This window comes from Methylobacterium sp. WSM2598, from assembly GCF_000379105.1.
Taxonomy (GTDB): domain Bacteria; phylum Pseudomonadota; class Alphaproteobacteria; order Rhizobiales; family Beijerinckiaceae; genus Methylobacterium.
Genome location: NZ_KB900609.1, coordinates 3,407,100 through 3,424,082, shown reverse-complemented (window position 1 = coordinate 3,424,082; position 16,983 = coordinate 3,407,100). Strand labels below are relative to the sequence as shown.

32 protein-coding genes are annotated in these 16,983 nt (G+C 70.1%); 23 read left to right on the top strand and 9 right to left on the bottom strand.

Translation table 11 applies throughout. From position 1 onward, the window contains the following. From MET2598_RS0116355 to MET2598_RS0116315, 8 genes are all read right to left on the bottom strand, one after another. Positions 1-984, bottom strand: coding sequence for a recombinase RecT (locus MET2598_RS0116355; protein WP_018261570.1), 984 nt, complete (start codon positions 982-984; stop codon positions 1-3). Next, positions 981-1,916: a YqaJ viral recombinase family nuclease gene (locus MET2598_RS0116350; RefSeq protein WP_018261569.1), complete on the bottom strand. Its 936-nt coding sequence runs from the start codon at positions 1,914-1,916 to the stop codon at positions 981-983. The genes MET2598_RS0116355 and MET2598_RS0116350 overlap by 4 nt, the downstream gene beginning before the upstream one ends. Before the next feature lie 5 nt (positions 1,917-1,921). Continuing rightward, positions 1,922-2,224: a hypothetical protein gene (locus MET2598_RS0116345; protein ID WP_018261568.1), complete on the bottom strand. Its 303-nt coding sequence runs from the start codon at positions 2,222-2,224 to the stop codon at positions 1,922-1,924. After that, the gene (locus MET2598_RS0116340) at positions 2,221-2,502 is read right to left on the bottom strand and encodes a hypothetical protein (RefSeq protein ID WP_018261567.1); all 282 of its coding nucleotides are present in this window, start codon (positions 2,500-2,502) and stop codon (positions 2,221-2,223) included. Before MET2598_RS0116340 ends, MET2598_RS0116345 begins: the two co-directional genes overlap by 4 nt. Next, complete coding sequence (locus MET2598_RS0116335) at positions 2,502-3,125, bottom strand: transcriptional regulator (RefSeq protein WP_269083007.1); 624 nt, start codon at positions 3,123-3,125, stop codon at positions 2,502-2,504. Before MET2598_RS0116335 ends, MET2598_RS0116340 begins: the two co-directional genes overlap by 1 nt. Continuing rightward, positions 3,122-3,409, bottom strand: a complete 288-nt coding sequence (locus MET2598_RS0116325) for a hypothetical protein (protein WP_018261565.1) — start codon at positions 3,407-3,409, stop codon at positions 3,122-3,124. The genes MET2598_RS0116335 and MET2598_RS0116325 overlap by 4 nt, the downstream gene beginning before the upstream one ends. Positions 3,410-3,472: 63 nt before the next feature. Then, positions 3,473-3,784 (bottom strand): hypothetical protein, encoded by a 312-nt coding sequence (locus tag MET2598_RS0116320; protein WP_018261564.1) that lies wholly within the window; start codon positions 3,782-3,784, stop codon positions 3,473-3,475. 93 nt (positions 3,785-3,877) lie between these two features. Further along, entirely contained in the window at positions 3,878-4,576 is a 699-nt protein-coding gene (locus MET2598_RS0116315) for a helix-turn-helix domain-containing protein (RefSeq protein WP_018261563.1), read from the bottom strand. 91 nt (positions 4,577-4,667) lie between these two features. Here MET2598_RS0116315 and MET2598_RS36650 point away from each other — a divergent pair, with 91 nt between their 5' ends. Further along, positions 4,668-4,910 carry a helix-turn-helix domain-containing protein gene (locus MET2598_RS36650; protein WP_018261562.1) on the top strand — a complete coding sequence of 81 codons (243 nt, stop codon included), beginning with the start codon at positions 4,668-4,670 and terminating at the stop codon, positions 4,908-4,910. Positions 4,911-4,939: 29 nt separating this feature from the next. Here MET2598_RS36650 and MET2598_RS41140 read toward each other — a convergent pair whose 3' ends face one another. Next, positions 4,940-5,356, bottom strand: a complete 417-nt coding sequence (locus MET2598_RS41140) for a DUF4145 domain-containing protein (RefSeq protein WP_157182172.1) — start codon at positions 5,354-5,356, stop codon at positions 4,940-4,942. 477 nt (positions 5,357-5,833) lie between these two features. Here MET2598_RS41140 and MET2598_RS42175 point away from each other — a divergent pair, with 477 nt between their 5' ends. The 22 genes from MET2598_RS42175 (at position 5,834) to MET2598_RS0116190 (ending at position 16,935) form a co-directional block, all read left to right on the top strand. Beyond that, entirely contained in the window at positions 5,834-6,151 is a 318-nt protein-coding gene (locus tag MET2598_RS42175) for a hypothetical protein (RefSeq protein WP_198293020.1), read from the top strand. A 265-nt stretch (positions 6,152-6,416) separates the two neighbouring features. Then, on the top strand, positions 6,417-6,704 hold the full coding sequence (locus MET2598_RS0116290) for a hypothetical protein (RefSeq protein ID WP_012333835.1): 288 nt from the start codon (positions 6,417-6,419) through the stop codon (positions 6,702-6,704). Between the two features lies 1 nt (position 6,705). Continuing rightward, the gene (locus MET2598_RS42170) at positions 6,706-6,855 is read left to right on the top strand and encodes a hypothetical protein (protein WP_012333836.1); all 150 of its coding nucleotides are present in this window, start codon (positions 6,706-6,708) and stop codon (positions 6,853-6,855) included. A 585-nt stretch (positions 6,856-7,440) separates the two neighbouring features. Beyond that, the gene (locus MET2598_RS0116280; RefSeq protein ID WP_018261559.1) at positions 7,441-7,854 is read left to right on the top strand and encodes a hypothetical protein; all 414 of its coding nucleotides are present in this window, start codon (positions 7,441-7,443) and stop codon (positions 7,852-7,854) included. Beyond that, positions 7,847-8,122 (top strand): hypothetical protein, encoded by a 276-nt coding sequence (locus MET2598_RS0116275; protein WP_018261558.1) that lies wholly within the window; start codon positions 7,847-7,849, stop codon positions 8,120-8,122. The genes MET2598_RS0116280 and MET2598_RS0116275 overlap by 8 nt, the downstream gene beginning before the upstream one ends. A 42-nt stretch (positions 8,123-8,164) precedes the next feature. Beyond that, positions 8,165-8,551: a hypothetical protein gene (locus tag MET2598_RS0116270; RefSeq protein ID WP_012333839.1), complete on the top strand. Its 387-nt coding sequence runs from the start codon at positions 8,165-8,167 to the stop codon at positions 8,549-8,551. 9 nt (positions 8,552-8,560) lie between these two features. Further along, positions 8,561-9,073, top strand: a complete 513-nt coding sequence (locus MET2598_RS0116265) for a hypothetical protein (protein WP_012333840.1) — start codon at positions 8,561-8,563, stop codon at positions 9,071-9,073. Next, the gene (locus tag MET2598_RS0116260) at positions 9,070-9,363 is read left to right on the top strand and encodes a hypothetical protein (RefSeq protein ID WP_012333841.1); all 294 of its coding nucleotides are present in this window, start codon (positions 9,070-9,072) and stop codon (positions 9,361-9,363) included. Before MET2598_RS0116265 ends, MET2598_RS0116260 begins: the two co-directional genes overlap by 4 nt. Further along, positions 9,360-9,941, top strand: a complete 582-nt coding sequence (locus tag MET2598_RS0116255; RefSeq protein ID WP_026190762.1) for an MT-A70 family methyltransferase — start codon at positions 9,360-9,362, stop codon at positions 9,939-9,941. The genes MET2598_RS0116260 and MET2598_RS0116255 overlap by 4 nt, the downstream gene beginning before the upstream one ends. A gap of 4 nt (positions 9,942-9,945) precedes the next feature. Further along, entirely contained in the window at positions 9,946-10,188 is a 243-nt protein-coding gene (locus MET2598_RS0116250) for a hypothetical protein (protein WP_012333843.1), read from the top strand. A gap of 2 nt (positions 10,189-10,190) precedes the next feature. Continuing rightward, positions 10,191-10,379: a hypothetical protein gene (locus MET2598_RS0116245; protein WP_012333844.1), complete on the top strand. Its 189-nt coding sequence runs from the start codon at positions 10,191-10,193 to the stop codon at positions 10,377-10,379. Further along, positions 10,376-11,824, top strand: a complete 1,449-nt coding sequence (locus MET2598_RS0116240; RefSeq protein ID WP_018261556.1) for a replicative DNA helicase — start codon at positions 10,376-10,378, stop codon at positions 11,822-11,824. The genes MET2598_RS0116245 and MET2598_RS0116240 overlap by 4 nt, the downstream gene beginning before the upstream one ends. Beyond that, positions 11,824-12,858, top strand: coding sequence for a hypothetical protein (locus MET2598_RS0116235; RefSeq protein ID WP_018261555.1), 1,035 nt, complete (start codon positions 11,824-11,826; stop codon positions 12,856-12,858). Before MET2598_RS0116240 ends, MET2598_RS0116235 begins: the two co-directional genes overlap by 1 nt. A gap of 61 nt (positions 12,859-12,919) precedes the next feature. Further along, positions 12,920-13,351 carry a MucR family transcriptional regulator gene (locus MET2598_RS0116230; RefSeq protein WP_012333847.1) on the top strand — a complete coding sequence of 144 codons (432 nt, stop codon included), beginning with the start codon at positions 12,920-12,922 and terminating at the stop codon, positions 13,349-13,351. A 53-nt stretch (positions 13,352-13,404) separates the two neighbouring features. Beyond that, positions 13,405-13,599, top strand: coding sequence for a hypothetical protein (locus MET2598_RS0116225; RefSeq protein ID WP_018261554.1), 195 nt, complete (start codon positions 13,405-13,407; stop codon positions 13,597-13,599). Between the two features lie 235 nt (positions 13,600-13,834). After that, complete coding sequence (locus tag MET2598_RS36645) at positions 13,835-14,290, top strand: hypothetical protein (protein ID WP_012333850.1); 456 nt, start codon at positions 13,835-13,837, stop codon at positions 14,288-14,290. Continuing rightward, complete coding sequence (locus MET2598_RS0116215; RefSeq protein ID WP_236728731.1) at positions 14,287-15,168, top strand: hypothetical protein; 882 nt, start codon at positions 14,287-14,289, stop codon at positions 15,166-15,168. The genes MET2598_RS36645 and MET2598_RS0116215 overlap by 4 nt, the downstream gene beginning before the upstream one ends. Before the next feature lie 117 nt (positions 15,169-15,285). Next, the gene (locus MET2598_RS0116210) at positions 15,286-15,540 is read left to right on the top strand and encodes a hypothetical protein (RefSeq protein WP_018261551.1); all 255 of its coding nucleotides are present in this window, start codon (positions 15,286-15,288) and stop codon (positions 15,538-15,540) included. A 3-nt stretch (positions 15,541-15,543) separates the two neighbouring features. After that, positions 15,544-15,927, top strand: a complete 384-nt coding sequence (locus MET2598_RS0116205; RefSeq protein ID WP_018261550.1) for a hypothetical protein — start codon at positions 15,544-15,546, stop codon at positions 15,925-15,927. A gap of 105 nt (positions 15,928-16,032) precedes the next feature. Further along, positions 16,033-16,200, top strand: a complete 168-nt coding sequence (locus MET2598_RS42165; RefSeq protein ID WP_012333854.1) for a hypothetical protein — start codon at positions 16,033-16,035, stop codon at positions 16,198-16,200. A 2-nt stretch (positions 16,201-16,202) separates the two neighbouring features. Beyond that, positions 16,203-16,406, top strand: coding sequence for a hypothetical protein (locus tag MET2598_RS0116195; RefSeq protein ID WP_018261549.1), 204 nt, complete (start codon positions 16,203-16,205; stop codon positions 16,404-16,406). A 262-nt stretch (positions 16,407-16,668) separates the two neighbouring features. Further along, a complete protein-coding gene (locus MET2598_RS0116190) occupies positions 16,669-16,935 on the top strand; it encodes a hypothetical protein (RefSeq protein WP_018261548.1) in 267 nt (88 codons plus the stop codon). Positions 16,936-16,983 lie beyond the last annotated feature (48 nt).

The window sequence follows — 16,983 nt, the reverse complement described above, 5'->3', positions numbered from 1 at the left end:
TCAGCCCTCCCGCCTCGCCGACCGGCGGCCTGCGGCGATCGCGTCGTTGCCCGGGAAGTCGTCGGCGGGATCGGGCTGCGCAGCGCCCGGCTGATCGCCGGCCTCGTCATTGTCGGAGCCCTGTGCGTCCGCCTCGGGCTCGGCGGCGATCGCCTCGCCGGACTCGCCGGGCTGCTCGGCATAGGCTGGGCGCTGAGCAATTTGGTCCAGCATCGCAGCGAGGCGAGGGCGCTTCTGCTCCTGCTGCTCCGCGTCCTGGGCGCCCTTGAAATCGTAGAGCTCGTCATCGCGGCGGATCAGATCATCAAGATCGGTGCTCATCGGAAGCACCTTCGAGTGACGCCGCGCGACCGTCTTACGGATCATCTCGCCTTCATCGCTCGCCCACGGCGTCGATTTAATCTTGTTGGCCTTGAAAGCCTTCCAGCCGTCCGAACGATCGCGGATCCGGTACACGTCGTCGATCGACATCACCTCGCGGCTTTTCTCGCCGCTCTTCAGCGTCGCGACGCTGTAGGCGGCGATCGGCTTGCCGGGATTCGTCAGGGCGGGCCTGTGCTTGATGAATGGGTCGTCGCCGAGCTCGAACTCGAAGTGGTCATTCTCGTAGACGACCTGGGCGTCCCAGGTGGCGATCTCTCCGGAATTGCGAACCTTCTTTCGCAGGCCCGCGATCATCACCTGCCAGTTCGCGACCTTGCCCTTTCGGTAGTCCATGCGGACCACCATCGCGCCTTCCCGACCGTCCGGCAGGAGGCCGTCCTGGGCCGCCCGCACCGCGGCGTTGAAGACGGACTGCCGGTCGCATTCCAGGAGTTCCGGGTTCGTCTGCACCGCCGTGAGGACGACGCGCTTGAAGCGCTCCGGCGGGATGTGCGCGGGCAGCGCGGCGCGAAATTGCGCCATTCGGGCGTCGAGCTGCTCGTTGAAGACGACGATCGGGTGGGCGGCGCGCTCCTGGCGCTCGGCGATGGCCGTGCTCATGCGGCGGCATCCTTCTGCTGAAGCCGGGTGATGCGGATGGGGCGGGTGACACGCGCCGCGACCTGGTAGGCCTTGGTCTCGACGGCGCGCAGGCTGATCTTCCAGCCGGGCAGCATGGCGAGCGCGGCGAGGCCGACCTTGCTGCGGATCTCGGTATCGATCTCGGCGACCCGGGCCTCGTCGGCCTTGATGCGCGCCTTCAGCTCGGTCCGCTCGTCGAGGAGCGCCGGCAGAGCGTTGTCACCCGAGAGGTCGAGCGCGGAGCCGTCGCCGCCGTGCAGGCTCGCCGCGAGCGCGGCGTCGCGGCGCCAGTCAGGATCGGGCCGGTCGCCGCTCTCGACCATCGCCCAGAACTCGGCGACGGCCTCGCGGACGCGTGCGACGACGCCGGGATGGACCGGCACGTCGAGGATCGCGAGTTCGATGTCATGGCTCACCACCAGCGCCGCGACCGCTGCCCACGATGCGCCGAGCAGATGCGCCTCGGTGATGGCCTGGATCGCGTAGGCGAGCGGGACTTCGACCTCGCGGGTGTCCGCGTCCCGCCACTTCGCGGCGAAGACGGACCGCTCGACGCTCTTGATCTGGACCGTGCCGAGCCCGCGCTCCGGGCACCTCACGATCGTGTCCGGCGTCGCGCCCAGCCGGGCGATCCGGTCGCGGAAATAGTCCCGGTTCGAGTGGATGCACCAACCCGGGCGCTCGTCAGCGAGAAGTTGAACCGCGACCGGCTCGAGCAAGCGTCCGCGCCGCAGCGGGCCCGAGTCCGCGGCTTCGTCGCTGATGCGGCCCGTCTTCTCGGCCCAGAGCGCATAGGCGGATGTGAACGGGTGACACCCGAGCAGCGCGGCAGCGGCCGAAGCCGTTACGTCCTGCCGGCGCGCGGCGAGCCACGCCTCGCGGGTGGTGAAGGGGATCCGCTCGACCTTCACCGCCGTCACTCCGCCGCCCGGGCGCCCACGCGCCGCAGGAAGTGCGCGGTCTCGGCGCGCGCAGCCTCCGCGTGCTCGAGCGCGGTCATGTCCGCGCCCGCGGCCTCGTTGAGGATCCGGCAGATGACCAGCGCCAGGGCGTGGTCCTCGGCCTCACGTCCCGGGCCGCTCCAGAGGATCTGAATCCGGGGACGCCCATTGGCGTCGGCGATGCACCGGCTGTTCGCCGAGCGCGGCCAGAGCGGCGTCGGCGCCTCGAGCATGTAGAGAGCGGCCGCCGTGACGGCCTGGGAGGCGGTGAGCGTCACGAGCGGGCCCTCCGGAGGTGCGACGCCGCAGCGTCGAGTTCGGGGACGATCACGCCCGCTGCGTGCGACAGGACGTCGAGCAGCTGCTCGGCAAGCTTCGGGTCCGCCTGGGCGGCGAGTGCCTCGAGGCGGGCGAGGTCGTCAGCGATCACCACGAGCGCACACGCCTGCTCGGCGGCGGCCGCGGCGCGCAGCTGCTGCTGGAATCCCGCGAAAGCGGGGAGGGCGGCCGGGTCGACGGGACGGCGCGTGTCGAGGCGGATGACGGAGGCGACCATCACAGGGCACCCCGCACCTGCAGGATGAACTGCTCCCGGCTCTCAGCCAGGAAATCGAGACCACGGCAGTCCCGCGGCGCCTTCTCGGCGCAGGCCTTCACGCCATGCCGCCGCGCCGCCTCCTGTAGGCTGGCCGGCAGCTCGTCGCGCTCGTCGTCCTGGTCGATCATGTCGACCACCCGGCCGAGCACGGCCGCGGTCATGTTGCGGGCGGCCGGCGTGAGCGGGTCGGTCAGGTCGAGTTCGTAGACTGCCTGGAGGACGAAGCCCTGCAACTCGTCGGCGGCCAGTCGTTCGGCGATTGCAGGGAAGCCGTTGTCCACGGCCGTCTCGCTCAACCAGCGCTGACCATCCGCGTCCACGAACTCGGCCACGTAGGTGCGCGGCGGCGGTTTGCTTGCCGGCGCTTGGTCTCCGGCGGGGTAGAGGTCGGGCCGAAGCTCGCAGCGCGAGATGCCCGTGACCGACTCGACCGCCAGCACCCGGAGCGCCGGCACGCGATCCCACTGGCTGATGGCCGGATACCGGACCCCGATCCGGTCTGCGAGGCGGACCACTCCGCCTGCCGCGGTAATGGCGCGCTGAAGCGCCTCGGACTGTGGGGACGACCGGGGGCGCGTCACAGCACGCCCCCATCGATCCGACGGGCCCGCAGGCCGCTCGCCGCCACCAACAGGATCAGCATCGCGACGGCGAGCACCAGGAGCGCCATCCGGAGCCAGTCCCGCTCCCGTGCCGCCGGCAGCGGGTCGTTGGCCGGCTCCTCCTCCTCAGGCCACTTGGTCAGGCGCTCCCGGAGCGTGCGCAGGTAGGCCGGCTCGTCGAGGTGGCTGGGGGCGACGTGCTCGCGACTCGTGAGGGCGCGGCGGCGGATCGCGATCAGGTCGGGTTGGGGGCGGGTGAGCACTGCGGGTCTCCATCGCTTCGGGGAGAGGCGATGGAGGCAACTTGCCAAACGGCAAATTAGGCGTCAAGCAGTATTTGCCATATGGCAAGTTTCACCCGCACGACCGGCCGCAACATCGTTCAGCGGCACCTGCTGAACGCTGACCAGCGTGGCGACCGGGTTCTCGCACTCCGCGCAGCTGAAGCTCTGTCGGTGCAGCCAAGCGCTCTGCAGCAGCTCCTCGACGCAGGCGGGCGCGTCCTCGAGGTCGGGCGACTCGATGGTTCGTTTCGTCACGTGGTGACAGTTGTGACAGCGCAGGCGCATCAGGAAGCGTGCGCGGATCGTGGGAACCTCATCGAACATCCGGTCGACCCTCTCAACACGAATGTTCATATTCTGTTCTCAGACTGCCCCTGGTTGTCCAGCCCCGCCGGGCCGATTGTGAGTTGTGGTGGAAAGCGGGGAAAAGGCCGTACGTGCAGAAACTTACCGCTTGCGCGCAGTCTTGATGCGTACGCTTCGCGAGACTTCGCGAACAAGTCCAATGACCTCCAGCGAAGTCCAGCCCTTGTCAGAGGGGTCATTCATTATCTTGATCGGCTTATGTCGCAGGTTCGTCGAGCGCGGGCAGAACCATACCTCATCATCATGCAGCTCGACTTCCTTGATTGACCATTCGCGAAGGTGGCCGCCCTCGCGCGTCCGCTCAATGACGACGATCATGCCGTCCGTGAAGGGCTGGCCAGTCGCCTCGAAGTCCACACATACGACCCGCGAACCGTCCGGTATCGGTGGATCAGAGGCGTTCATGCTGTCCCCCTCGACCAACAACGCGAATCGGCGGGCCTTGGGATAGTCCTCGTCCTCCGGCTCAAACACATATTCCGGTTCAGCGTCCTCGAACTCGACAACTTCGCGGAACACCCCGGCCGCAGTGCGGCCAATGATTGGAACAGGCAACAGACCCACCCTGATGACGGGAGACGCCGCGGCGGAGGGATTTACTATATCCTGAACTGCAACGCCGAAAAACGCGGCCATTTTTTCCAAATCGGTCAAGCCGGGATCGCGCTTCCCGCTCTCGATACGCGAGATCTGTGACACGGACAGCCCGACGGCGGTCGCCACCGCCTCCTGCGACAAGCCCCGCTGCTCACGCAGCCGTTTCAATTCCGGAAGCGCCATACGGCAAGAGTGCGGAGAGCGCGCGCGGGCCTCCAGAGCCTTTTGGCAAATCACGCTTGACTTTCCTTGCCATATGGCAAATTGATGAGGCATGGATCTCGCGACCTACCTCTCTGCGCACGACCTCAAGCCCGCAAATTTCGCGGCGCGGATTGGCGTGCCGGCATCCACCATCACGCGCATCCTTCGCGGCGAGCGAGACCCGCGCGGCGCCACGATTAGGAAGATCGTGGCCGGGACAGACGGCGCAGTCACGGCTGCGGACCTGTTGCGCGACCGAGCGGTGCCACCTGGCGCCGAGATGAATCCGGGTGCAGCGGAGGCGCGGCCGTGATGCGCGCGCATCGCTCAGTTCTGGCCACCTTAGGGCGGCGACCCGGTGTTCAACCGGCGCAGTTCGATCTCGGCCGGCAGCGTGACGGCGTAGCGCAGCACGGCATCCGTGAACTCCCGCATCGCGGTCATATCCCGTTCGCTCAGCGAGTCGTCCTCATGGGCCGCATCGTTGCCGATGATCCTCACCTCGTGCGCCCATTCGCCGATCGCGGGCGGGAGGTCGTGCGAATCCACGAGCGCCTTGATCCGCGCGTAGAGCGTGCCAGTGACGTTGGGAAACTTGGCCTTCAGCGCCGTTTCGAGAGCGCGCCGATACATCATCCCGGCCGCATCGGTGTCTTTGCGGTAGAACGCGCGCTCGGCCTGCTGGAGTGCGCGTTCAGTGCCGGGTGGCAGGTGGTCCGGGACGCGTGGCTTCGGTGGATCGGGCCAAGTCGCGATCACGAAAAGATCGTACGTATCAGATGCGTGAGGGGAAGCGAGGAAATTTGTTACGAGGGATTTAGCTTCTGTGTAAGGCATTTCTTTAGCAAATTGCGCAAGAAAAGCTACACTAAAATGGCATGCTGGACATATCGCTCCGGCACTTACGCGACGGACATCTTGAATATTGACTGCGCCGGCGCGCAATGGCGGCACTTCGGCGAAAACAACTCTAAAGGAGACGTGATCGGCGCTGCAATGAGGGCAGGAACTTAAGAATATGCCCACTGAAATGTCCTCCGTCCGTGCAGACATAGCGACAGCTGAGCGCCATGTCACAGAAGCATTGTCTTATCACACGCCAGGCGAGCGACTCGCGGAGCTTCTCCGCGTGTGGCGCATCTCGCCGGAGGACCGACGCGACGCCCTCTTCGCCGTACTCGCCTTCCGCCTCACGCTCATCCCGCCCGAGTTCCGCCGCGGCACGGGAGCCGCAGCATGATCCGCCGCGCCCTCCTCGCTTGGCTGGACCGGCGGATCGACGCGCGCATTGAGGCGCGTGAGGATGCGCTTCGGGCCGCCACCGACGCTCGCCGGTCGGCCATTACCGCGGAGATCAGCCGCATTCTCGCCGCCGGCGGCCGCCCAGGCACCTGCCTGGAGACCGGCCGCGTTCGCGACCTCGGGCCCCGGCGCTACAGCAAGGAATCGAACGCCGCCCCGAACGTGTCGTCGAGGAACCCCTCGGCGTCCGACGAGACCTGTTTGGTGACCTCGGCCTCCCGCCAGTCGCGATCCTCGCAGGACATCCGATGAATTGCGGCGTCTACTCGCTCGTCCGTTGCAGTGCGGAGGCGCCTCAGGGCCGCCTCGCCCTGCTCGCGTCCTATCTTGGAAAGAAGTGTCTGCAGAAGACTGCGGATCGCGATGAGCGATCCTCGCGCCATCTCCGAATCCACTTCGCGGCCGCTCATGATCGCCTCCCTCGGCATGGGCAGTTGCGAGAGGGGCCGGGCCGCTACCCGGCCCCTCACCTGACTATGCTCGCGTCATCTCAGGCCACCCGCAAGGGAGACGCCGCATGACCCGCCCAGTGCAGGACATCGGACCCATCCGACTCTCCTGGGCCGGCAACACGCCGGTCCTCGCCATCCCCGAGGCAGGCCCCGCCGCCACGGTCGTGCTCACGCCTGAGCAGAAGGCGCAGCTGATCGCCGCGCTCGCGACCGGCCCCGGCGACGGCGCGCCGCTCTCGCACGGCATCCGTCCCGGTCCCCGTCCGCTCCGCGGCATGGCCGCCGTCCACGCGCCCGGCGAGCGGAGGCTCTCCGCCGACGGCGACCGCCCGCGCCTCGTCGAGGTGCCCTGACATGCGCGCCTCCGACCTCCCGCCCATCCTCGCCGCCCACATCGTCGTGTTCGCTGCGCTCGGCTGGTTCGTCATGGCCGTCCGGCCCGAGATGGTCGTCCCGGTCGAGCGGCACGGGCCGAGCGTGATCCTGTTCCGGGTGGCGCCATGACTGCCGCCGCTCACAATGGGGCCAGCCTCACGCCAGCTGGATATGCGCACCTGCGCGTCCGCGGCGTGGCGGGCATTGCCGTCGCCACCATGAATCGCCGGTCCAGCAATCCTGGCCCATCCGGCGGTGCGCCCGGTCCGGCAGCGACCGGCCCCTATCCGCTCCGGACCGGGCGCAACACCGCCGACTCCTGCGATCTTGGTTCGACCTTTCGCGCTGGCATGGCCGGCGCTGCGAAGCCCTGCCCGGCATGCAACTCCCCGGGCGGAGCACTGCCCTCCTTGGGCGTCGTCCCAGCGACTGCCCCCTCTCTCAACCGGGAGAGGGGGCTTCTTGGGACCGATTTCCACGCTCGCCCGCTCCGGCCGGCCCGAAGCGCGGCCGAGGCGCCCCGCTGGTCGAGCCTGCATGTCTCCCAGCGGGATCTGCTGTTCCTGCGCGACCGTCATCAGCCGGCAAGCAAAGCCGGTCGCGCCGTAGTATCTGCGTATCCGATCCACCTCCATCTACAAGCTCCTCTCACCTGTTCCAAGATGAACAGGAACGGATTTGCAGATGTGCAAAACATGTTCACGGGTTAGGCCAATGTCGACTGCGCAGGTCGCAGAAGCCCGGACTTGGCTGGACCGCATGGTCCAGTGGGAGAGCCGCGGGCCGGGCGACACGGACAACGCCCTCCGCCGCGTCGCGCGGCTTGCGGGCGTCAACTACGGCTCGGTGTGGTCGCTCCGCTACCGCGCCCCGAAGCGGATCTGGGCGGACGTCTACGTGTCGCTCGCCGCCGCCTACGAGACCGCCCGGCACCGTCAGCTTCAGGCGCTCCAGCATGACATCGAGATCACCGCGGCGATCACCGGGCCTCGCCACCCTGTTGTTGTGGCGGCTCGCTCTGCTGCTGGTGCGGCTGATCCCGATCCCGCGGGAGTGGTGGCCGAGGCTCTGGGAGCGCGAGAGGCGGCCGGACCGCGTCGACCCGCGGGGGCGATGAGCCGTGACTGACCTCGCCGCCATCCCGCTCGCCGATGTCGAGGCGGTCGGCGCCGGCCTGAGGATCACCACCGCCGGCGGCACCGCGACCGTGTCGCTCGGAGCCGAGGCCGGCGCCGTCGTGCTGGCGGTGGCCGCCCCGCGGCTCGGCGAGGACTGGCGCCTTCCGCTCTGGGCCGTCGAGCACCTCGCGCAGCAGTGCGCGCGGGCGCGGGCGGAAGCCGCCGAAATGGCGGCCGGCTGCGCGGCCCTGCCCGCCGGTGCCCTCACCGATCCCTGACTAACCTCGGCGGCCCGGCGCCGCCCAACGTGGAGCAGTGCTGTGGCCGAGAAGATGGGCAAGGCGAGTCGGGGGGACACCGGCATCAATCCGAAGGTCCTCGATTCGCTCGTGCGCAAGTGCGAGGGCATCAAGGGCGAGATGGACGAGTGCCGGGGCGAGCTCGGCGCCGCCATCAAGGATGCGGAGGAGGCGCACGGCGTCCACCGCAAGGCCTTCAAGCAGATGATCGCTCTGCGGAAGATGGACGAGGCCGCCCGGGCCGACTACCTGCGCGCGTTCGACGACTACCGCGAGAAGCTCGGGCTGAACGCCCAGGCCGACATGTTCGACGAGCCGCCGCGGGCTTCGGCGGATCCGGGCGCGAAGCAGGCCGCCGAGAACGTCGAGCGGCTTAAGGGGATGAAAACGGCCGAGCCGGTGCACTGAGGCCGGCCGATGCGCAAGATCCTGGCCCTCGACCTCGCGACGCGCTGCGGCTGGGCCTGCGGCGCGCCCGGGTCCGAGCCGACCTACGGGACGAAGGTCCTTCCCTCGACGGGCGAGGACATCGGCCGCTTCGCCGACGCCTTCAACACCTGGCTCCTCGACATGATCACGCTGGAGGATCCCGGCGTGGTCGTCTTCGAGGCGCCGGTGATGAGCGGCACCACCTCGCTCGCGGCGGCGCGCAAGCTCTACGGCCTCGCCTGGCACACCGAGTTCGCCTGCCGGCTGCGGCAGGTGCGCGTGATGGAGCACCACCTGCAGTCGGTGAAGAAGTTCTTCGCCGGCAGCGGCCGCGCCGACAAGGCGGCGATGATCGCCGCGGCGGAGCGACAGGGCTGGGCGCCGAAGGACGACAACGCGGCTGACGCGCTGGGTCTGTGGGCCTGCGCAGTGCACCAGCTCGCGCCGCAGCATGCTGGTCGCTTCCAGCTCGGTCCGCTCGGGGCGGGGAGGGCCGCATGATCGCCGCCCGCCTCCACCCGCTCACCCCGGCCGAGGAGGGGCCCTGCCTGCGGCGCCTGGCGGCCGCGGGCTACCTGCTCGTCGCGAAGGCCGGGCGCGCCGGAATCGGCTTCGTGTGGCCGTCCCCGCCCGAGCCGCCGCCCGGCGTGCCGGCCGAGCGCGCCGTGTCGATCGAGCGGGTGCAGGCGGCGGAGGCGGCGGGCGTCATCGTGCCGTGCACGGTCATGATGGGCGCGGATCTGCTCGGGCCGCAGCCGGTGCCGGCGTGGCGGGCGCGGGGGCGGTCATGAGCTGGCCGTTCGACCCTCTGCCGCCCCTGTCGTTCGACCTGATCATGGTCGATCCGCCTTGGGCCTTCTCCCTGCGGTCGGCGAAGGGCGAGGCGAAGAGCGCGCAGGCGCAGTACGGCTGCATGTCGCTCGACGCGATCAAGGCTCTGCCGGTGGCGCACCTCGCCCGGCAGGACGCGCTTCTGTGGCTCTGGGCGACGCATCCGATGCTGCCGCAAGCTCTCGCCGTCATGGCGGCCTGGGGCTTCTCCTTCACCACCTCCGGCGTGTGGGTGAAGACCACCTCCGGCGGCAAGCTCGCGTTTGGCACCGGCTACGTGCTGCGCTCGGCCTCCGAGCCCTTCCTGATCGGCAAGTTCGGGCGGCCCCGCACGGCGCGCGATGTCCGCACCGTCATCGTGGCGCCTGCCCGGGAGCAAAGCCGCAAGCCCGACCAGCCGTACGAAGCGGCCGAGGCGCTGGCGACCGGCGCGACGCGGCGGGCAGACCTGTTCTCCCGGGAGACGCGGGCCGGATGGGAGGCCTGGGGCGCGGAGGCAGGACTCTTCGACCCGCCGGCCGTGCAGGCCGCGGAGTAGCGCCATGGCGAGCTTCCGCAGCCTCCCCGTCTTCTCTCCCGCGATCATCGGCGTGTTCCGCCGCGGCGAGGACGCCTTCCGGCTGACGCACGCGATCGGCGCCGTGCCGGACGCGGCGGCCGCCGCGCGGGCGCTCGGCGATCCCTTCAATCGCGAGCGGCACGCCCAGGCGCTCGCATTCCTCGAAGGCCTGCAGCCGCGCCAGCAGGAGCGGATCCTGGCCGCCTACGACCGGGAGGCTCGCTGATCATGGGTGACCTGGTCCACCTCCGTCCCCCACCCGACCAACGCGAGATCGTTGCGTTCGAGGCCTTCCGGTCCGCGCTCCTGATCGCGCGCGGCACGGGGCGCCTCAGCGACATGCGCACCGCCGTCGAGGCCTACGACGCCTGGGTGGCGCTGAGCCGGCAGCTTGAGTGCGAGCGGGGGCGCCGATGAGCGGACGCGTCGTTCCCTTCGCGGCGCCGGCCCTCGATGAGACGCTGCCGCACAGCGTGGAGACCGAGCAGGCCCTGCTCGGCGCCATCTTGAACAACAACGATGCGCTGTCGCTCGTCACGGCGCTCGTCGCCCCCGAGCACTTCTTCGTGCCGGAGCACGCCACGATCTTCCAGCAGATCGCGGCGATGGTCGGCGCAGGGCTGCAGGCCAGCCCAATCACGCTGAAGCCCTACCTGGGCGACGCCGACCTCGGCGGACTGACGGTGGGCGAGTACCTCGCCCGGCTCGCCGCGGAAGCGACCACGGTGTCGGGTGCGCCCGGCTACGCGCAGATCATCCGCTCGCTCGCCACGCGTCGCGACCTCGTCAGGGCCGCGCAACGGCTGCAGGAGCGCGCGCGGTTCAGCGGTGCCGAGGTCACCTCCGACGAGATCATCGACGGGATCGAGGGCGACCTTCTCGACGCGCGCGCCGCGTCGCCGAAGGCCCACCTCGCCGGCATGTCGGCCGGGGAGGGCGCCGCGTGGATGCTGGAGCGCATCGAGGCGATGCGGGCCGGCCAGCTGGCGGTTCCGGCCATCCCGACCGGGATCCCCGATCTCGACCGCGCCACGGCGGGCGGCTTCGGACGCGGCCAGCTCTGGCTGCTCGCCGGTCGTCCGGGCATGGGCAAGACGGTCTCGATGACCGCGCTGTCGCGCTACGCCGCGCGCAACGACGGGGTGCTGGTGTTCCAGCTGGAGGTCACCCGCGACCAGATGATGGCGCGGTACTTCGCGGATCTCGCCTACGCCTCGCACAAGCCGCTGACCTTCGGCGCGATCATGCACGCCGTCGACCTCGACGACGAGGACATGTGGCGGTTGCGCGATGCGCAGAAGCGGTTGGACCGGCTGCACCTGCGGATCGAGTGCGAGCCCGGCATATCGCTCGCTCAGATCGCCGCTTCAGTGAAGGCGCAGAAGAAGCGCCTGGAGCGCGTCGGCCAGCGGCTCGGCGTGGTGTTCATCGACTATCTCAAGTTCATCAAGACGACCGACCGCTACAAGAGCAACCGCGTGCTCGAGATCGGCGAGATCTCCGGCGGCCTGAAGACGCTCGCCAAGGCCGAGGACATCTGCGTGGTGCTGCTCACGCAGCTGAACCGCGGCGTCGAGGCTGAGGGACGCGCCGATCGCCGCCCGTCGCTCGCCGACCTGCGCGATTCCGGCGAGCTCGAACAGGATGCCGACGTCGTCCTCTTCCTCTACCGCGAGGCCTACTACCTCGAGAAGAAGCTCAAGGCCTCCTCCGATCCCGAGATCGGCGCCCGATTCATCGAGAAGCGCAACGCGCTCGAGATGGCGCTGGGTAAGAACCGCATGGGGCCGACGCCCACGCTCGACCTGTGGGTCGACGTCGCCTCCTCCACCATCGCATCTCACGCCAGGGGGCCGGCCTGATGGCTCGCATTCGCACGATCAAGCCGGAGTTCTGGACCTCCGCCCAGGTGATGGAGTGTTCGCCGAACGCTCGCCTCCTGTTCATCGGCCTCTGGAACTTCGCCGACGACGCCGGCCGGATGGCGCTCTCGCCGAAGCGCATCAAGGCGCAGATCTACCCGTCCGACGATTTCACGGCTGCGGACGTTCGTCGAATGATCGACGAATTGGCGGCGAACGACCTCGTCAGCGTCTATGTCGTTGACGATGAAGAGTTTCTAGCCGTCACGGGGTGGCATCATCAGAAGATCGATCGGCCGCAGGATCCTCGAACGCCCGAACCGCCAGACGGTCATTCGCCGAATGGACGTCGAACGTTCGGCGTAGGAAGGGAAGGGAAGGGAAAGGATCTTAAGGCGGCGGCCAATGGCGCACACCCCCCGCGCGAGGGTCGGACGCTCAACGCCGCGGCGCCCGCTGCGCTCTACCCGGAACCCGCCGATGCGCGGCGACAGCCGCCGCCTGCCGAGCCCGATCACGAGGAGGCCGCCCCGCCGCCCGCCGCCACGCCGCCGCCGGTCCGGGAGTGCGACACCGCCGCGGGCTTCGACCGGATCGCCGCCCGCTGCCGCGAGGTGCTGCCCGCGACCTGGGGCCTGCGCGTCGAGGCCGACGCCAGGCCCGTCGTCCAGCTCGTCCGGGAGGGCCTCGACCTCGAGACCGAGATCGTGCCGGCGCTGCGCGAAGTCGCCTGCCGCCGCACGCCGATCCGAACGTGGCCGCTGCTCGCCAACGCCGTCGCCGAGCGGGTGATGGCGCAGCGCTCCGCCCGCACTGCGCAGGGCCTTTCGCCGAAGCCGCCCGCGCCGCCGAGGCCGGAGGAGATGATCGACCTCGGTTCGCCCTACGGCGCCTACGGCGAGGCCGTGCTGAGGGTGTTCGTCGAGAAGTTTCGAGCCGACCCGACAGCCTGGATCGAGCACCTCGTCGGCCCGGCGCCTGGCCGCCCCGGCTGCCGCATCCCCGCCCGCCTGCTGCTCACCGAGGCCGCCTGATCCCGAATCCCGCCCTGCGGGCCACCCGCGGCCGCCGTGCCGCCCCACCCGGAGATCCCCGATGCCCGACCTCAAGACCCGAGACCTCGTCGCCCTGACCGCCCAGACGGTCGCCGCCTACGTCGCCCACAACCCCATCCGGCCGGCCGACCTGCCGGGGCTGATCCGCGACACCCACGCGGCGCTGGTAGCGCTCACGGCCCCGGCGCCGGCACCCGAGGCCGGGAGGCCCGTCCCGCCGGTGCCGATCCGCAAGACCGTGACCCCGGACGCGATCTTCAGCCTGGAGGACGGCAAGCCCTACAAGTCGCTGAAACGGCACCTGAATTCGCGCGGGCTGACCCCCGAGGCCTACCGCGCGAAATGGGGCCTGCCGGCCGACTACCCGATGACCTGCGCGTCCTACTCGGCGGCCCGGTCCGAGCTCGCCAAAGTGCTTGGGCTCGGACGCAAGGCGGCGCCGCGGCTCGTGGATGGGACCGAGGCGGCGTAACGAACCCGGCCGGCGCTGCGGTGCCGGCCTTGATCCACCTGGCGGGATGCGACATGAGCCGACCCTCACGCAAGCAGCGGACCCGGGCGAAGAAGCACCGCAAGGACGACCGGAAGGCCGTGCCGGAGGGACTGATCCGACCCGAGGAGATCGAGACGGCGGCCCAGCGCAAGGCCCTGGAGCCGGCCGAGCGCGCGGCGCAGATCGCCGACCCGACCTTCCTTGAAGTGCAGGGGAGGGTGGCGTGAAGGCCCACACTGAGAGGACCCGCCAGCGCGGGACCGCCCTCCACGACCCCTGTCTCGTCGGCAACGGTGCGTGGTGCTCGTCCTACTGTGAGGGCAAACCACCGCCGATTCTCGATCTCGAGCGCTTTCGCCGGGGCCGCAACGAGTGCGGCGGCAATGGGCGAGTCGTGTTCGCGGCCGAAACAATCGTTGCGAACGCGATCACCGAAGCACGGGTGCTGCGGAGGCGCTCACGGTGAACGCACCGGCCGCCATGCCCTTGACGTGCGCCGCACGTGAAGCCCCGGACCGGTCCGGGCCGGCAGGGGCCGGCACCGCGCGACCGTCCCGCCGCCTCGTCCGCCGGGCGAAAATGCCGTCCGGCCGGCGCATCACCGTCGACACGCGGTCCGGCCTCGTCTCGGTCGGCGCTGAGGCCGCGCGTGTCTCCCCTCTCCAGGCCAAGCTCCTCGTGATCCTGATCAAAGCTTCCCCACGCCCGGTTGACCGTAGCCGGGCCATCGAACTGCTGTTCAAGGGGCGGCGCTTGCAGGATCGCACCGACTATTTCCGCCGGATCCTCCACGAGACGCGCGCCGTCCTGCAGGGGCTCGGCGCCACCATCCTCTACGAACCGAACCCGGCGGGCTCAGACCTGCCCGGTTACCTGTCGCTCCTTGAGGCGCGGGCCGCGACCCGGGGGCGGTCATGAAGCATGCCGTGACCCGCCTTGCGCTCCCCCTCGACGCCAGGGCCGCCCTTGTGGCGGCCCGCCGCGTGCCCCAGCACCTGCTTGAGGATCCGATCGGCCGGGCATGGCTCGCCGTCCACATGCTGGATCACCCGACCCGCGGGTGGGACAGTGCCGATGTCGATTTCGCGCTGGAGCACGCGCACGAAATCCTGCGCGCGATCGGCGGCCGGATCGGCCCACGCAGCGACCGTGGGTTCTGGCCGGTGATGAGCTGCGATGCCGTCGCCCGCGGTCGGGTGACAGCGGAGCAGGTATCGTTCGTCGAGGCCGCGCTCTCGTGGCTGTCGCTCTACGTCGACAGGGAGCCCGAGGCCCGGGCGCTGCAGCTCTGGTGCGAGTGCGTCGAGCAGCGCCGGAGCTTCAGCGGCGCCTGCAAACGCCTTGGGCGGAACATCAATACCGAGAAGACGCGCCGTCGTCGGGGCTCGCTGCTGATTGCCGCCGGCCTGTGTCGCGACGACGTGCCGATCCCCGCCCACGTGATAGATGCCCGTAAGGCCCAGGAAGGCGCCGAGCGTCTCGCGGAGACAGAAGCCGCCCTCGCTCGCGCGCCGGCAGGGCAGGGGGTGCCGCAGGCTCCTCGTGAGCCTGCGGCCGCTCCCGTCCTCGACCCGGCCACCACCGAAGCCCCGCCTGAACTTTGGGACCGGATCCGTGCCGCCCTTTCCCAGCGCCGTCGCGGCGAGAGCCTGCGGGGGATCGTGAGGGCGATCCTCTTCGCGCACGTGAGGGTCGAGTTCGCCGGTCAGAGCACGGCCGTCGCTGAGAAGCGCCGCCAGTACCTTTTCCGGCTCGCCCGGCGCGAGGGGATGCTGGACGACGGGGGGCCGCGTTGATGTGCCCCGAGGCCCGCGCCGACATCGCGAAGCTGATCTCTCTCCTGGGCTCGGACCAGGACGGCGAGGCGCTGGGCGCCGCCCGGGCGATCGGGCGCAAGCTCGCGCGGTTCGGCCTTGGCTTCTCGGACCTCGCGCTGGCGATCCGCCCCGCGGTGGTCGTCCCGGCAGGCCAAGCCGGCCCCGGAGGCCGCCGCGATCGAAACCGCCCGCCTGCGGGGCGCGGACGCGGCGCGCAAGGGCAAGCGCCGCATGGCGGTCCCCGTCTCCTACCGGCCCGAGAGCCCGAACGGGCACCCGGAACTGGTGACCGCCTACCTCGACGCATTCGACACGACCAAGGCCGAGCTGGCCGGTGGAGAGGAGCACTGACCTATGAGCAACGCGACGACCTGGACCCTGGTCGAAGGGGACATTATCACCATCGAGGCTGAAGTCCGCTGGCTGCACCAGGCGGATCAGAACCAGATCGCCGTCAGGCTCGGCGGGCAGGCCAACTACATCAACCGGAGCGCCATCGTCGGCGTCCGCCCCGCCCTCCGGGACGGTGATCTGGTCCGGCACCTCGACCACCCCGCCGAGGGGATCATCCGGGGCGTCTACGGCCGGCAGGCGTGGGTGTCCTGGCGCGATCACGAGCCGGACACGATCGTCACCACCGACCGCGTGGTCAGGCTTAAGACCGCCGAAGAGCTGGCCGTCGGCGCCCTTGCGGCCAGCCTCGTCGGGGACGCCCCCGCCGACCCGGCCGAGGGCTGATCCGATGACGGGTCTACCCATCACCAGCTCGACCCCCGACAGGTCTATGACGCGCACACGCTGGAGCTGGCCGTCTGCGGCTGAAAGGAGCCGGCCTGCCGGCAGATGTACTTCCTGCTCGGAGACGCCCAGGGGCGGATCTTCGCCCGCGTGCCGCTGATGGCCGCGGCTCTGGGCGACTGGACCATCGAATCCTCCGCGACGGTCGCGGAGGTCATGGAGCGCAGCCGCGGCGCGATGCTCGCGCGCGGCCCAGCCGCGGGGAGGACGTAGCCATGTCCCGCGCCCGGAAGCGCGTCGCGATCGGCGGGGCCCGGCCGCCGAGCCACCAGACCTACCGCGTCGTCCGCGGCGAGTGCGGCGACACGGCCGACGTCGGTAAGCAGGACTATTCCCCCGATGCCGCGGCCGAGATCGCCCCCCAGAGGCCGCGAGGCGGCCCCACGGCTCCGGCCACGAGCCCCGCCGACGCCGCCTGATGGCCCCCGCGAGGGCATCCTGTTCGAGACGCTCGGCGTCCCCAGGAGGCGCTGCGGGGGGAAGTCCTCATCCCGGGTGATCCGCGAGCCCGTCTGTGAGGAGTGCCGCGCGCCAGCGCCCTTCGGCTACGGCCCGCCCGGCCCCGACCAGCTCCACGAGCCTCGGCGCTGGTTCTGCCGTGAGCACCGAGCCGAGGGAATCGCTGCCTGGAAGTCGATGGGCGGCCGATCCGCCGCCGCGCGAGCGTGGAGGAGCTGTGAGATGACGACGATCCGCACCTGCGCCGGCATGGACGAGGACTGCCCGCCGGAGCGCCGGTGGATCGCCCGGCTGGGGAAGGAGATCCCGGCGGTGGCCGGCAGGGCGTTCGCGCCGTCCGCCATCGTCGTGTTCGCCGCCGACCCGGAGGAGCTGCTCGCCAAGGCGCGGGCGGCCGTTGCTGAGGAGGCGATGCTGGCCCGCCGGCAGGCTGCCCGCGAGGCGGCGAAATTCCCTCCCAGGCTTCCGCCCGGGCAACTGCCAAGCTAAAGCCAGCCCCGTCTGACCCCGCGCTACCCAAGGAGATTCGCGTGAACC